Origin of the sequence: Amycolatopsis sp. Hca4 (assembly GCF_013364075.1) — a bacterium.
Classification (GTDB): domain Bacteria; phylum Actinomycetota; class Actinomycetes; order Mycobacteriales; family Pseudonocardiaceae; genus Amycolatopsis.
Map to the genome: position 1 here is coordinate 7147763 of NZ_CP054925.1, position 13119 is coordinate 7160881.

Sequence of the window (13119 nt, forward strand, 5' to 3'; positions counted from 1 at the left end):
GTTGACGCTCAGCCGAGACCGGCCAGAGATTTGTCGACAAGCTCCGCCACCCGTGCCCGCGCGGCTTCGGCGTCCGACGGGATCAGCGCCAGCCGCGTCCGGCGCTCCAGGACGTCCGCCACGTCCAGCGCCCCTTCGTTCCGGACCGCCCAGACGACCTCGGCCGCCGTGATGTCCGTCCCCGGTGCGACCGGGGTCGCGAACTCCGCGTCCAGCTCGCCCAGTGCCGCCACGCGTGGGGCCTCGGTGCCGTAGCGCGCCACCAGGCGCGGCGAAGCGTCCACAAGGGACAACTCCGATCGCGGAGCCGCGCCCAGCAGCGGCAACCGGGCCGTGCGACACGGGGAAGCTGTGAACCCGGCGAGGCGAACCGCCGCGTCGACCGCGTCCTCGGCCATCCGGCGGTACGTCGTCAGCTTGCCGCCCACCACGGTCAACAGCCCGTCGGACCCCACCAGGACGGCGTGCTTGCGGGACAGGTCGGCCGACCGGCCGCCGCCCTCGACCAGGGGGCGCAGGCCCGCGTACGACCCGGCGATGTCCGCGCGCGTGAGCGGCCGCGACAGCACCGAGGAAGCCAGCGTCAGCAGGAAGTCCACATCGGACTCCGGAACCACCGGCACCGGCGGGATCGGGCCGGAAACGGGCTCGTCGGTCAGTCCCAGGTAGACCCGGCCGTCCGGCTGGGGCAGCAGGAAGACGAACCGGTTCGTCTCCCCGGGCACGCCGACGTTCACCGACGTCGTCCCCATCGGCACCGTCCCCGGCGCCAGCACCAGGTGCGAACCCAGTGACGGACGCAGCCGCACCGCGCCCGTCAGCGTTCCCGCCCACACGCCGGTCGCGTTGACCACCTGCCGCGCATGGATGTCCACTGTGGAGCCGGAGAGGCCGTCGCGGGCCTGGACGCGGTCCGCCGAGAGCGAAGTGGCCGAAAGCCGCGTGAGGATCCGCGCGCCGAACGAGGCCGCCGTCCTGGCGAGGGTCACCACCAGGCGGGCGTCGTCGACCAACGCTCCGTCGTAGGCCAGCAGGGCGCCGCGCAACCCGTGTGCGGACAGGCCCGGCGCCAGCGCCAAGGCCTCCACCGGGGGGATCGAACGCGGCCGCGGCAGCACCGACGACGGCGTGCGCGCCGCCCGGCGCAGCAGGTCACCGGCTCGCAGGCCGGCCGCGACCACCTTCTCCTGCGTGCGGGATGTGCTGGGGTACAACGGGAACAGCTGCGGCATCGCGCGGGTGAGGTGCGGTGCCGTGCGCGTCATCATGATCCCGCGCTCCACCGCGCTCTCGTGCGCCAGGCCGAGCTCGCCGTGCGCCAGGTACCGCAGGCCGCCGTGGACCAGCTTCGACGACCAGCGGGACGTCCCGAACGCCAGGTCGTGGGCCTCCACCAGCGCCACCGACAGCCCGCGCGAAGCCGCGTCCAGCGCGATACCCGTGCCGGTGACGCCACCGCCGACCACGACGATGTCCACGCGCTCGCCCGAGGCCAGCTCCGCCAGTTCGCGTTCGCGGCGCCGCGCGTTGAGCGAGCCCGGCGTCATGGCCGCAGGGCCGCGTCGAGCACGTGCGTGAACTCGGCGATCAGCGCCGCTTCGTCGAGGTCCGCGGTGGCCGGCCGCAGCGAGAACGCGAAGGACTGCACGACCAGCAGCACCGACCGGGACTGCACCGCGACCGGCGCCCGCCGGATCGAGCCGTCCTGGTGGCCGGCCTCCAGGAGCTGGTGCAGGGCCTGCTCGGCGAACTTCTGCGTCGCGCCGAGCCGCTCCACGATGTACGGCAGGACCAGTTCCGGGTCGACGTCGAGCAGCGTGCGGAACAGCGGGTCGGTCGACAGCGCGCGGACGCCGGCCTCCGCGATCAGCACGAGCCGGTCGCGGCTGTGCGCCGCGTCGGCGCCGCGCTCGCTCGCCGTGCGCAGCAGCCCGCTGAACTCGCGGGTCATCAGCGCCGCGAGCACGCTGCGGACGTCCGGGAACCGGCGGTAGACCGTCATCCGGCTGACCCGGGCGGTGCGGGCGATCTCGGCGAGTGTGGTGCGGCGCACACCGACGGCCAGCACGCACGAGCGCGCGGCGTCGAGCAGCACGTCATCGGCCACCCGGGTCGCCGTCTGGCGGCTGCGGGTGTCGGCGAGCGCGGAGGAACCCGCGGTCTGCGTGGTGTGACGTTTTACGTCCATGTGTCACACTGTAGTCGTGAACGCGCTCATTGACCACCGCCTCCGCCAGTCGTGGACCGCGGAAGCCGCCGGCGCCGCCCCGCTGCCCGCGCGGGCGGCCAAGTGGCTTGAACAGCGTATCGGTCCGACGGCCCCCGGCGCCGCCTCCGCGCCGGATGTGTCGGTGAAAATACCGTCACCGAACTTGTCGAAATCTGCAGGGGAAGCGCTCTCCGAGGTCGTCGGCGCGGAGAACGTGCTGGTCGACGCCGCGGCGCGGCTCGCGCGGGCGACCGGCCTGTCCTACCTCGACCTCCTGCGGCGCCGTTCGCCCTCCGCGGACTTCCCGGTGCCCGACGCGGTCGTGCTGCCGGCCGACCCGGACCAGGTCCAGGCGGTCCTCGACGTCTGCGTGCGGCACGACGTCGGAGTCGTGCCCTTCGGCGGCGGGACGTCGGTGGTCGGCGGCGTCTCGGCGTTGCCCGGCGAGAAGACCGCGGTGATCGCGCTCGACCTCGTCCGGCTCGACGCGCTGGTGTCGGTGGACGCCGAATCACGCATCGCCGTCCTGCAGGCCGGCGTCCGCGGCCCCGAAGCCGAGCGGCTGCTCGCCGGGCACGGCCTGACACTCGGGCACGTCCCGCAGTCCTACGAGCGCGCCACCATCGGCGGCTTCGCGGCGACCCGCTCGGCCGGCCAGGCGTCGTCGGGCTACGGGCGGTTCGAAGACATGGTCACCGGCGTCCGGCTGGCCACCCCGCGCGGCCCGTGGAAGCTCGGCGTCGCGCCGGCGTCCGCGGCCGGGCCGGACCTGCGCCAGCTCGCCGTCGGCAGCGAGGGCACGCTCGGCGTGATCACCGAGGTCGCGCTGCGGGTGCGGCCGGCGCCCGCGGTCCGGCGCTACGAGGGGTACGCGCTGCCGGGCTGGGCGGCCGGCGCCGAAGCGGTGCGGGACCTCGCGCAGCACCACGCGCTCGCCGACGTCACCCGGCTGTCCGATGTGGACGAGACCGAGGTGTCGCTCGCGCTGAACGCCGGCCTGAAGACGGCGGCGCTGCGCCGCTACCTCGCCGCGCGCGGCGTCCGAAGGCCGTGTTTCCTCATCGTGGGCTGGGAAGGCACGGCGCACGACGTGGCGCTGCGCCGCCGCGAGACGACGCGGCGGCTCAAGGCCGCGGGTGCCGTGCGCGTCGGCAAGGCGCTCGGCGAATCGTGGCGGCACGGCCGGTTCGCCGGGCCGCGGCAGCGGGACACGTTGCTGGACATGGGCATCTGCGTGGAGACGCTCGAAACGGCCGCCTATTGGTCCAATGTGGACGAGCTGCGTGACGACGTCCGCGCGGCACTGACGGCCTCGCTGGGCCGTACGATCGTGATGTGCCACATTTCGCACGCGTACGAGACGGGCGCGTCGCTGTACTTCACGGTGCTGACGGCCCGCGACGAAGCGGACCCGGTCGGCCAGTGGCAGCGCGCGAAGGCGGCGGCCTGCGAAGCGATCGCCGGCCTGGGCACGATTTCGCACCACCACGCCGTCGGGGTCGACCACGCGCCGTACCTGAGCGTGGAGATCGGCTCGCTGGGCGTGGAGGTGCTGCGCGCGGCGAAGTCCGCTGTGGATCCGACCGGGATCCTCAACCCGGGGAAGCTGGTGTGAGCACTTCGCAGGGCACGCCGTGGCCGTCGGCCGCGACGCCTTCGAGCCGGGCCGCTTCGCAGCAGTCCAGGACCGCCGGCTGGTCCGGCGTCACGAACCAGACGGCGTGGTCCCCGGCGCCGTCGACGTGCACGAACGAGTAGCCCGGCCGGGTGCCGGGGTACGGCTCGGCCGGGTACTCGTCGTCGGTGAACGGGGTCAGAACGTCACCACGCTGCGCAGGACCTCACCGCGGTGCATGCGCTCGAAGGCCTGCTCGACGCCGTCGACGGCGATGCGCTCGGTGACGAACTTGTCCAGCGGCAGCCTGCCCTGCAGGTAGAGGTCGACGAGCATCGGGAAGTCGCGGCTGGGCAGGCAGTCGCCGTACCACGACGACTTGAGCGAGCCGCCGCGCGAGAAGAAGTCGATCAGCGGGAGGTCGTCCAGCCGCATCTCCGGCGTCGGCACGCCGACCAGCACGACCGTGCCGGCCAGGTCGCGCCCGTAGAACGCCTGCCGCCAGGTCTCGGGGCGGCCGACGGCGTCGATCACGACGTCGGGGCCGAACCCGTTGGTGGCCTCCTGCATCGCTTCGACGACCTGGTCTTCGGCCAGCCCGCGGCTGTTGATCGTGTGGGTCGCGCCGAAGTCCTCGGCCCAGCCGAGCTTCCGGTCGTCCATGTCGATCGCGACGATGGTGGTGGCGCCGGCCAGCTTGGCTCCGGCGATGGCGGCGTCGCCGACCCCACCGCAGCCGATGACGGCGACCGAGTCCCCGCGCGTGACGGCGCCGGTGTTGATGGCCGCGCCGAGCCCGGCCATGACACCGCACCCGAGCAGCCCGGCGACGGCGGGCTCGGCGGCCCGGTCGACCTTCGTGCACTGTCCGCTGTGGACGAGCGTCTTCTCGAGGAAGGCCCCGATGCCGAGGGCGGGCGAGAGCTTGGTCCCGTCGCTCAGCGTCATGGGCTGGGTGGCGTTGAAGGTGGAGAAGCAGTACCACGGCTTGCCGCGCCGGCAGGCCCGGCAGGTGCCGCAGACGGCACGCCAGTTGAGGATGACGTAGTCACCCGGTTCGAGATCGGTGACGCCGTCGCCGACGGCCTCGACGACCCCGGCGGCCTCGTGGCCGAGCAGGAACGGGAAGTCGTCGTTGATCCCGCCTTCGCGGTAGTGCAGGTCGGTGTGGCAGACCCCGCAGGCCTGCACGTTCACGACGGCTTCGCCGGGCCCCGGATCGGGCACGAGGACGGTCTCCAGCGAGACGGGCTCGCCCTTCGCCCGCGAAACAACCCCCTGGACCTCGTACGGCATGCGAATCCACCTTCCGGCTCCGGCTCGTCCTGCCCGCAGCTAATCACGGATCATGCGGGGATGGCGACATCCGCATGAGTGAGGTTCGTGCAACGTGTTGCGTCATGCGCAACTGTGGGCCCTCCAGGCGGCGATGGTGGCCAAGTCTTGGCCGGTGAGGCCGGTGGCCGGGTCGACGGTGTGCAGGAGGGCCGGCTCCGGGTGGTGGCTCGCGATCCAGGCCCGGTCCGCGTCGGTCGTTTCGTCGTCGACCCAGGCGAACGGGCGGCCGGCCGCCCACGCGACGATCGGGCCGGTCTTCCAGTGCGGCCCGGCGGTGGGAAGGTTCTCGCCGGGTGGGTCTTCGTCCGGGAAGTCGAGCACCGGCAGCGGGGGCAGGCCGAGCAGCGGGGCGATGCACTCGTTGGCGTCTTCGAGCCACGTGGTGGCCCAGACGAGGTCGCACCCGAGGGCCAGCAGCCGCGGCCCGAGGCTCGGGTCGATGCGGGACAGCAGGGGATTGCTGTGGTCGGCGTCCGTGAAGGTTTCGTAGCCGCCGTCAGCGCGGCCGAACGGGATCAGCGGGCCGTCGACGTCGAGGAACAGCAGCGGGCGCATGGTCTCGGCAGTCTGGCACGGCGGGCGGGCCTCCGCCCCCGGCTTCCAGCTTATCGCCCACCACCGACAGTTCCGGGCGGCTCCGGCAGCTCCATCGACGCCAGCTTCACCGGGTCCGCCACCGATGCGATGCTCACGATCCGCCCGTCCACCACCGTGAAGGCCACCACCGACATCGGCGTCCCGTCCTCGCGCCACGCCACCACCCCCGGCAACCCGCCCACCAGCACCGCCCGGCCGCCCGCGGCCGCGCCGATGCGGGCTCCGGCCGCCACGTTCGTCGCCCCCAAGACCACCACCACTCCGTCCGGGGTGTCGACCGTCAAGCGGACCTCCGGGTCCAGCAGCTTCAGCAGCTGCTCGAAGTCGCCGTCGCGGGCCGCCGTCAAGAACGCCTGGACCACCTCGTGCTGCGAAGACCCCGTCGGCGGCGAGGGCGTCCGGACCTTCCTGCGGGCGCGGCTCGCCAGCATCTTGGCCGCCGCCGTGGATTTGCCCAGGATTCGGCCGATCTCCTCGAACGGGACCGCGAACAGGTCGTGCAGCACGAACGCCAGGCGCTCGCTCGGGCCGAGTGACTCCAGCACCACCAGCAACGCCAGCCCCACCGAGTCGGCCAGCTCCGCGTCCTCCTCCGGGGAGGCCACCGTCACGACGACCTCCTCGTACGCCGCCTCGGGACGCGCCCGGCGTGACCGCAGCACGTCCAGGCTGAGCCGGCCGACCACCGTCGTCAGCCAGCCTTCGAGGTTCTCGATCGCCGCCTCGTCCTGGCGGGACAGGCGCAGCCACGCCTCCTGGACCACATCTTCGGCGTCGGTCTGGGACCCCAGGACGCGGCGGGCCACCGCGTGCAGCCGGTCGCGCTGTGCCTCGAACACCGAAGCCAACCTGTCGGACATGGTCGTTACCTTCCTCGCTCCCGCTCCGTCGTGGACATGACGGGCCCGGAGGGGCACAGGTAACGATGGAGGAAACCGATGGAACCACGGCTGAAGAGCCAGAGCAGTCCCGAGGTCACCGGCGCGGTCCAGCAGCTGTTCAAGGTCGTGTACGGCGCCGGCCTCGATCCGCTGCTGCTCGAGCTGGTCCACCTGCGGGCCAGCCAGATCAACGGCTGCGCGCCCTGCACCTACGCCGGCGTCCAGGCCGCGAAGAAGCAGGGGGAGACCGACGACCGGCTGCACAGCGTCGTCACCTGGCGGGAGACGCCGTTCTTCACCGAGCCGGAGCGGGCCGCGCTCGAACTGACCGAAGCCGCGACGCGGATCCAGGACGGGCAGCCCGGCGTCACCGACGAGGTCTGGGCGGCCGCCGCCGCGCACTTCGACGAGAAGCAGCTGTCCGCGATCGTCCTGCACATCGCGCTCACCGGCTTCTTCAACCGGATCAACCGCGCGGTCCGGGAGCAGGCGGGCAAGACCTGGTGAACCCGGCGGGGCGCCGGTCGCGGCGCCCCGCCGAGCCCGCTCACGCCGGCGTGATGATGTAGGCGACGCCGCCGGGGCCGCCCGCCACGGTGCCGTCCGCGCGGTACCGCTTCGTCCGCTGCCAGATCTTCTCGAACTGGTCGCGCTTGTAGACGTTGCGGACGCGGTCGTTGCTGCTCGACGCCGGGTCGTTCGCGATCACGTCCCCGTCCTTGGTGAAGCCGACGACGACCATGATGTGGCCCGACGTGCCGTAGCCGGCGCCGTCGAGCTCCGAGGACAGGAACGACTGCGACGTGATCACCGGGATGCCGCGCACGATGTAGTCCTCGAGCTCGTTCAGCGAGTGCAGCCGCGTGATGTGGCCGCGCAGCCCGCGCGACGCGGCGTACGCGGTGTTGAACGGCCAGTTGCCGGTGCCGTCGTAGGCGTGGTCGTAGGTGTAGCGCGCGGCGAACGCCACCTGCGGGTCGACGTAGTCCGCCGGGATCCACGACATCTCCTCGGCCGACGGCTTCTTGCCCCAGTACTCGGCCACCATCTCCGTCGACGTCGGGCTGCACCAGGCTTCGCCGCCCCCGCCGTACTGCGGGAACTGTCCCTTGTGGAGGTTCTGCGCGTACGCGGGCACCTTCAGCTCGATCCCGGCGGCGCGTCCCGGCTTCGTCGTCTGCACGTCGAAGCGGTCCGGGACCGCCGAGGTCATCGCACCCAGCAGGCTCACCGTCGGCGTCGCGCCCGAGCCGCGTTCGCGGTAGAGGCTGACCCGCAGGTGGTACGACTTCAGCGTCACGCCGGTCTTCAGCACCAGCGTGTCGACGTCGACCAGCGCGTTCGCGTCGTCCTGGCCGTCGACGCTGGTGCGCAGGATGTCGGCGTCGCCGCCGGCCCAGCGCCCCATCACGTACCACGCGGTTTCGGCGCCCGCCGACGTCCGGCCCTGCGCCTCGACCTGCAGCCAGGTCTTCGCCGGCGTCTTCGCGTTCCACGACGCGACCAGCTGCGTCGCACCGAAGCCCTGCCGGTACTCCGGTGACGTCCACTGGCCGTATTCGTACGTTCTCGTCGTGCCCAGCTCGGGCTCGGTGTGCTCGACCGTGCCGACGGGGTGCGTGATGCGCAGGCCGTCGCGGGTGAGCGTGAGCCCGGCGAAGCCGCCTTCGTGGAAGCGGCCGCCGGTCCACTCGTGGTAGTCGATCGCCTCGTCGTCGCGGGGCCGGACCGGGCCGGCCGCCGCGACCTGCGTGGTTACCGCGGACAACACAACCACTGACAATAAGGTGAACAACTTGCGTGCGCGCATCGCGGCTCCCTGATCGACCCACCCAGTAGCCAGGGATTTTCGCCGCTTCGGCCGGGTATGTAAACAGGTACCTACAACACGGCCTGCGTCTGTGTCACTTTCGCGACCAACTTGCCGTCGTCGTCGTGGATCTCGGTCTCCACCACGACGAACCTGCGGCCGGCGTGCAGTGGTCTGGACGACGCAACGGCGTAGCCCGAACGCACGGCACGCAGGAAGTTCGTCTTCGACTCGACGGTCGTCGTGCCCTGGCTGCCTTCGGGCAGGTTGAGGAACGCGCACACCGCACCGGTCGAGTCGGCCAGCGCCATGAGCGCGCCGCCGTGCAGCGCACCGCCGAGCGTGCAGAGGCTCTCATCCCACTTCAGCCGGCTGCGGACGAGCGACGGCCCGTGTTCCAGCACCTCGACACCGAGGCGTTCGGAGAACGGCATGGACCGGTGGAACAGCTGCGTGCCCTCGGGATCGGTCATGCGGTCACTGTGCCGCACGGCCGGGCCCGAGGGCGATTACGTCCGGGGTAACGCGGTCAGCTCAGCGGGTTCACCAGCAGCAGCTCGGTGTTGTGGTCCTCGGCCGCACCGACGCGGCCCAGGTTGGTGTGGATGTCGTTGTAGGACAGCTCGCGGTACAGCGACGCAAGCGCTTGCGGTGTCCGGGCGTCGTAGTCCACGGAGTACGGGGCTTCGGCCTCGATCAGCGTCGTGAACAGCGACAACGTGCCGTCCGCGTTGTCCGCGACCTCGACGATCCGCGCGTGCTGCGGGAAATCGACGTGCGAGGCGGTGTTGATCTCCCAGAAGCCCTGCTGCGGCGTCGCCCCGGCGTGCGCGGTGATCTTGTTGAGGTGCGTGTGGCCGTTGACCCAGGCCAGCACGTTCGGGAACCGCTTGAGCAGCGCGACGAAGGCGTTGCCGTCCAGGCGCGGGTCGAGCAGGTGGCGCGAGTCCGGCAGCAGGTTGCCCATCGAGCCGCTGGTGTGGTGGCTGAACAGGATGAACAGCTCGTCGGTGACGGCGTGGGTGAGCTTGCGGCCGAAGAAGTCGTAGTACGTCGAGCTGCCGCGCTTGAGCGTCGACTCGACCCAGGTGTACTGCGCGAGGCCGATCGAGCCGTCGGCGAACCCGGCGTCGGTCGTGGTGTCGAGGCTGATCCCGGTGATGCCCGGCGCGATCCGGAAGGTGTAGTAGACGTTCTTGCCGTCGGCGTTGGCGCTGGTGAAGCCGTGCCCGACCGGGCCGGGGCCGGTGTTGGCCGCGTCGAGGTGGGCGCGGACGAACTCGGCGGTGCTGAACGGGCGCCGCCGCGGGTCCGGGGTCACCTCGCGGATGGTGCCGCTGCCGCCGAACAGCTCCGCCACCGGGACGCTGGAGCCCGGCTTGCGGATGGCGTCGGCGAGCTTCTTCGCGGTGGTCTCGTCCTTGCCGATCACCTTGTACCGGCCGGTGTACCAGGCGTCGATGCCGGGGATCTGCGCAGGCAGCGAGCCGACGATGCTGTCGTCGTGGTTGCCGAACGTGCAGAACCACGGGACGTCGAGGCCGGGCGCGGTGAAGGTCCGCGCGGCCGCTTCGAGCAGGCCGGGCAGCTGCGGGAAGCCCTTCGCCGAGTACTTGTCGCCCACGCCGGGGATCGAGGGGTTCCAGTACTCGTCGTTGCCCGAGCTCTGGACGCCTTCGTAGGCGTTCGCGTCGCCGGAGTTCGGGGTGACCGTGCCGCCGTTGAGCACCTTGAGGAACCAGTCGAGCTCGATCAGCTCGTGGTTGTCGGTGTTGTCGCCGGTGGTCACCATCAGGTCGAACGGCCGCCCGGTGAACGGCCCCTGCCGCACGCTGTTGACCCGCTCGACGAGCGCGCTGGTGGCGACGGTGCCGAGCACCTCCTGCGGCCGGTGCGCGGAGCCGATGTACGGGTGCAGGTATTCGAAGCGCGCGGGGCTTTCGGCGTCGGTGATGTGCAGGTCGGTGAACTGGACGAAGGCGGACAGCGCCCGGCGCCGGTCGTCGCGCCCGCTCTGCGCCGCGGCGAGGTCGGTCCGGACGACCAGCGGCCAGCCCGGGCCCGCGCCGAGCCGGCTGTAGGTGCGGTGCCCCCGCCGGTGGCGACCTGTTCGAGCGTGGTGCCGGCGGTGGTGACCGAACGGGCGCTGGTGAGCCGCAGGGCGCGGTCGAGGGCGTTCGCGGTGGGCGTGCAGAGCAGGAGCCCGACACCGGCGGCGCCCGCGGTGGCGAAGGTGCGCCGGGTGAGTTCGGCCATGAGTTCGCTCCCCAGTGTTCTCGGTTGCCCAGCACGCTGCCGGACTCGGGTGGACGCGAGGTGAACGTGAAAAACATTCACCGTGACAGTTCAGTCCACCCTGTCACAGCCCCGGGGAGGGGGTGTACCGCCGAAGGTTGTGGTCATTTCCGCCGTGAGGCGCCTCAGCAGAAGGCGCCGCAGGTGGTCACGGCGGTCGCCGCGGTGAAGAAGAGGATCATCACGATGATCGCCGGGATCATCGCGATGCCCCCGCAGACCAGGCCGGCGACGGCCATGCCACGGCCGGTGTAGCCGGGCTGCGAGCTCTGCTGCAGGCCGGCCCAGGACAGCCCGATCGCGATCAGGCCCATGACCACGTCACCGATGGGGATCCAGAAGCCGATCAGCGCCAGGATGCCGACCACCATGCCGGCGATGGCCAGCCCGCTGTTGCGCAGCATCGGGTACGGGCTCGGTGCCGCCGCGTACTGCGCCGGGTAGGCCGGCACGGGCATCGGCGTCGACGCGGGGTACTGCGGGTCGTCCGGGTTGGTGGGCGGGTAGGGGGTCGAACTGGTCATGGCACACCTGCTTCCTGAGAGACGCCCCCAAGTCGCCGCCGCGCCGCCGCTTGTTACGACCCGCCCAAACCGGACTCCGTCACCCCGCGCACCAGGTACCGCTGCAGGAACGCGAACAGCAGCACGATCGGCAGGATCGACACCACCGCCGCCAGGAACAGCAGGTTCAGCTGGGGGTTCTGGGCCGTGAGCAGCCCGGACAGCGCCACCTGGACCGTCCACGAATCCGGTGACTGGGCGATGATCAGCGGCCACAGGAACGCGTTCCAGCTGCCGATCACCGTGATCACCGCGATCGCCGCGAAGAAGCCTTTCGAATTCGGCACCACGATCCGCCAGAACACGCCCCAGCGCGTCAGACCGTCGACCCGGCCCGCCTCCTCCAGCTCGCGCGGGAAGTCGAGGAAGTACTGGCGGAACAGGAACACGCTGAACGCGCTGAACAGCCCGGGGATCACCAGGCCGCGGTAGTCCGACAGCCAGCCCAGCGACGACACCACGACGAAGCTCGGCACGAACGTCACCGACGTCGGGATCATCAGCGTCGCCAGCACCGCGTAGAACACGATCCCGGAATGCCGGTACGGGATCCGCGCGAGGCCGTAGCCGGCCAGGGAGCAGATCGCCAACAGGCCGAGGGTCTGCAGGACCGCCACGACCACCGAGTTCAGCAGGCTGCGGGCGAACGGGACGTCCGACAGCGAGAACAGCCGCGAGAAGTTCTCCCAGTGCACTGTGGACGGAAAGAACGTCCACTGTGGATAAGTGAGGTCCGCGCGCGCGGCCAAGCCGTTGCGCAGCAGCAGGTAGAACGGCAGCAGGAACAGCACCGCCGCCAGCACGAGACAAGCCCAGCGCAGGACCGCCCTCATGACGCCCGCCCGAACCGCAGCACCCGGCCCTGCAGCACCGTCACCAGCGCGATGATGAGCGCCAGGATCACCGCGCCGGCACTGCCGCGGCCGAGGTCCTGGCCGCCCGAACCCAGCGACGTGTAGTAGAGGTAGACCAGCGGTGGCCGGGCGAACGGCGGGTACCCGCGGGCGTCGCCCATGATGTTGTAGAACTCGTCGAAGGCCTGGTAGGCGTTGATCAGGTTGAGCAGCAGCACGGCCACCGCCGTCGCGCGCAGCTGCGGCAGCGTGATGTACCGGAACACCTGCCAGCCCGGCTTGGCGCCGTCGAGCCACGCCGCTTCGTACAGGTGCTGCGGGATGCGCTGCAGCGCCGCGATGAACAGGATCATGTAGAAGCCGAGCTGCAGCCACAGCCGCGCGGTCACCAGCACGACCCAGTACAGCGGCGGGTCGACCGTCCCGGTCCAGGCCACCGGGTCGGCGCCGAACAGGCCGAGCACGGTGTTCGCCAGTCCGTATCGGACACCCGAGAACAACGACGTCTTCCAGATCAGCGACGCCACCACGTACGAGCACGCGAACGGCAGGAAGAACACCGACCGGAAGAACGCGCGCGCGAACTTCAGCCGGTTCACGCCGAGGGCCAGTGCCAGCGACAACACGAACGTCAGCGGCACGATGAACAGCGCGAACACGCTGAACGTCCCCAGGCTCGACAGGAACGGCTCGTCGGTGAGCATGTGCCCGTAGTTGTCCAGTCCGACGAAGTCCGTGGGCGTCACCGTGTTGCGCGCGTCGAAGAACGACAGGTACGCGCTCCAGCCGATCGGCAGGTACGCGAAGACCGCCAAGCCGATCAGGAACGGCCCGACGAACAGCCAGAACGCGCGCGCATCGCGCCGAGACTTATTCTGGTTAGGCCGGCGCGACGGACTGGCGCTCACAGCTCGACCGCCGGCTTGCGCCGGCCGACGGCTGAATAAGTCTCGCAGC

At 71.1% G+C, this 13119-nt stretch carries 13 protein-coding genes and 1 pseudogene; 3 read left to right on the plus strand and 11 right to left on the minus strand.

Annotated elements, in window-relative coordinates; genetic code table 11:
• Positions 1-8: 8 nt before the first annotated feature.
• Positions 9-1547, minus strand: coding sequence for a glycerol-3-phosphate dehydrogenase/oxidase (locus tag HUT10_RS32270; protein WP_176174641.1), 1539 nt, complete (start codon positions 1545-1547; stop codon positions 9-11).
• Positions 1544-2107, minus strand: coding sequence for a TetR/AcrR family transcriptional regulator (locus tag HUT10_RS32275; protein WP_176178124.1), 564 nt, complete (start codon positions 2105-2107; stop codon positions 1544-1546). The genes HUT10_RS32270 and HUT10_RS32275 overlap by 4 nt, the downstream gene beginning before the upstream one ends.
• Before the next feature lie 97 nt (positions 2108-2204).
• On the opposite strand from HUT10_RS32275, the gene HUT10_RS32280 reads away from it, so the two are divergent.
• Together HUT10_RS32280 and HUT10_RS32285 are read left to right on the plus strand one after the other, a co-directional pair.
• Positions 2205-3824 carry an FAD-binding oxidoreductase gene (locus HUT10_RS32280; RefSeq protein ID WP_176174642.1) on the plus strand — a complete coding sequence of 540 codons (1620 nt, stop codon included), beginning with the start codon at positions 2205-2207 and terminating at the stop codon, positions 3822-3824.
• Positions 3821-3967, plus strand: a complete 147-nt coding sequence (locus HUT10_RS32285) for a hypothetical protein (RefSeq protein ID WP_176174643.1) — start codon at positions 3821-3823, stop codon at positions 3965-3967. The genes HUT10_RS32280 and HUT10_RS32285 overlap by 4 nt, the downstream gene beginning before the upstream one ends.
• 55 nt (positions 3968-4022) lie before the next feature.
• Here HUT10_RS32285 and HUT10_RS32290 read toward each other — a convergent pair whose 3' ends face one another.
• The 3 genes from HUT10_RS32290 to HUT10_RS32300 all read right to left on the minus strand — a co-directional run bounded on the left by HUT10_RS32290 (position 4023) and on the right by HUT10_RS32300 (position 6619).
• Positions 4023-5120: an S-(hydroxymethyl)mycothiol dehydrogenase gene (locus tag HUT10_RS32290; RefSeq protein WP_176174644.1), complete on the minus strand. Its 1098-nt coding sequence runs from the start codon at positions 5118-5120 to the stop codon at positions 4023-4025.
• A gap of 102 nt (positions 5121-5222) precedes the next feature.
• Positions 5223-5717, minus strand: a complete 495-nt coding sequence (locus tag HUT10_RS32295; protein WP_176174645.1) for an HAD domain-containing protein — start codon at positions 5715-5717, stop codon at positions 5223-5225.
• Positions 5718-5767: 50 nt separating this feature from the next.
• Positions 5768-6619, minus strand: coding sequence for a sigma-70 family RNA polymerase sigma factor (locus HUT10_RS32300; protein ID WP_176174646.1), 852 nt, complete (start codon positions 6617-6619; stop codon positions 5768-5770).
• A gap of 78 nt (positions 6620-6697) precedes the next feature.
• Between HUT10_RS32300 and HUT10_RS32305 the strand changes: the two genes are divergently transcribed.
• A complete protein-coding gene (locus HUT10_RS32305; protein ID WP_176174647.1) occupies positions 6698-7147 on the plus strand; it encodes a carboxymuconolactone decarboxylase family protein in 450 nt (149 codons plus the stop codon).
• Between the two features lie 40 nt (positions 7148-7187).
• On the opposite strand, the gene HUT10_RS32310 is transcribed toward HUT10_RS32305, so the two are convergent.
• The 6 genes and pseudogenes from HUT10_RS32310 to HUT10_RS32335 all read right to left on the minus strand — a co-directional run bounded on the left by HUT10_RS32310 (position 7188) and on the right by HUT10_RS32335 (position 13070).
• The gene (locus HUT10_RS32310) at positions 7188-8450 is read right to left on the minus strand and encodes a peptidase C39 family protein (protein WP_176174648.1); all 1263 of its coding nucleotides are present in this window, start codon (positions 8448-8450) and stop codon (positions 7188-7190) included.
• Positions 8451-8521: 71 nt separating this feature from the next.
• Positions 8522-8923: a PaaI family thioesterase gene (locus tag HUT10_RS32315; protein ID WP_176174649.1), complete on the minus strand. Its 402-nt coding sequence runs from the start codon at positions 8921-8923 to the stop codon at positions 8522-8524.
• A 56-nt stretch (positions 8924-8979) separates the two neighbouring features.
• Positions 8980-10706 (minus strand): annotated as a pseudogene (locus tag HUT10_RS32320) (TIGR03767 family metallophosphoesterase).
• Positions 10707-10870: 164 nt separating this feature from the next.
• Positions 10871-11269: a DUF4190 domain-containing protein gene (locus HUT10_RS32325; RefSeq protein ID WP_176174650.1), complete on the minus strand. Its 399-nt coding sequence runs from the start codon at positions 11267-11269 to the stop codon at positions 10871-10873.
• Positions 11270-11322: 53 nt separating this feature from the next.
• Entirely contained in the window at positions 11323-12141 is an 819-nt protein-coding gene (locus tag HUT10_RS32330; RefSeq protein ID WP_176174651.1) for a carbohydrate ABC transporter permease, read from the minus strand.
• Positions 12138-13070 carry a carbohydrate ABC transporter permease gene (locus tag HUT10_RS32335; protein WP_176174652.1) on the minus strand — a complete coding sequence of 311 codons (933 nt, stop codon included), beginning with the start codon at positions 13068-13070 and terminating at the stop codon, positions 12138-12140. The genes HUT10_RS32330 and HUT10_RS32335 overlap by 4 nt, the downstream gene beginning before the upstream one ends.
• Positions 13071-13119: the final 49 nt, after the last annotated feature.

What these genes read in the sequence shown, in the direction of transcription:
- HUT10_RS32270 (WP_176174641.1), bottom strand. Translation starts at nt 1,547, where the DNA reads ATGACGCCGGGCTCGCTCAACGCGCGGCGCCGCGAACGCGAACTGGCG.
- HUT10_RS32290 (WP_176174644.1), bottom strand. Translation starts at nt 5,120, where the DNA reads ATGCCGTACGAGGTCCAGGGGGTTGTTTCGCGGGCGAAGGGCGAGCCC.
- HUT10_RS32295 (WP_176174645.1), bottom strand. Translation starts at nt 5,717, where the DNA reads ATGCGCCCGCTGCTGTTCCTCGACGTCGACGGCCCGCTGATCCCGTTC.
- HUT10_RS32300 (WP_176174646.1), bottom strand. Translation starts at nt 6,619, where the DNA reads ATGTCCGACAGGTTGGCTTCGGTGTTCGAGGCACAGCGCGACCGGCTG.
- HUT10_RS32305 (WP_176174647.1), top strand. Translation starts at nt 6,698, where the DNA reads ATGGAACCACGGCTGAAGAGCCAGAGCAGTCCCGAGGTCACCGGCGCG.
- HUT10_RS32310 (WP_176174648.1), bottom strand. Translation starts at nt 8,450, where the DNA reads ATGCGCGCACGCAAGTTGTTCACCTTATTGTCAGTGGTTGTGTTGTCC.
- HUT10_RS32315 (WP_176174649.1), bottom strand. Translation starts at nt 8,923, where the DNA reads ATGACCGATCCCGAGGGCACGCAGCTGTTCCACCGGTCCATGCCGTTC.
- HUT10_RS32325 (WP_176174650.1), bottom strand. Translation starts at nt 11,269, where the DNA reads ATGACCAGTTCGACCCCCTACCCGCCCACCAACCCGGACGACCCGCAG.
- HUT10_RS32330 (WP_176174651.1), bottom strand. Translation starts at nt 12,141, where the DNA reads ATGAGGGCGGTCCTGCGCTGGGCTTGTCTCGTGCTGGCGGCGGTGCTG.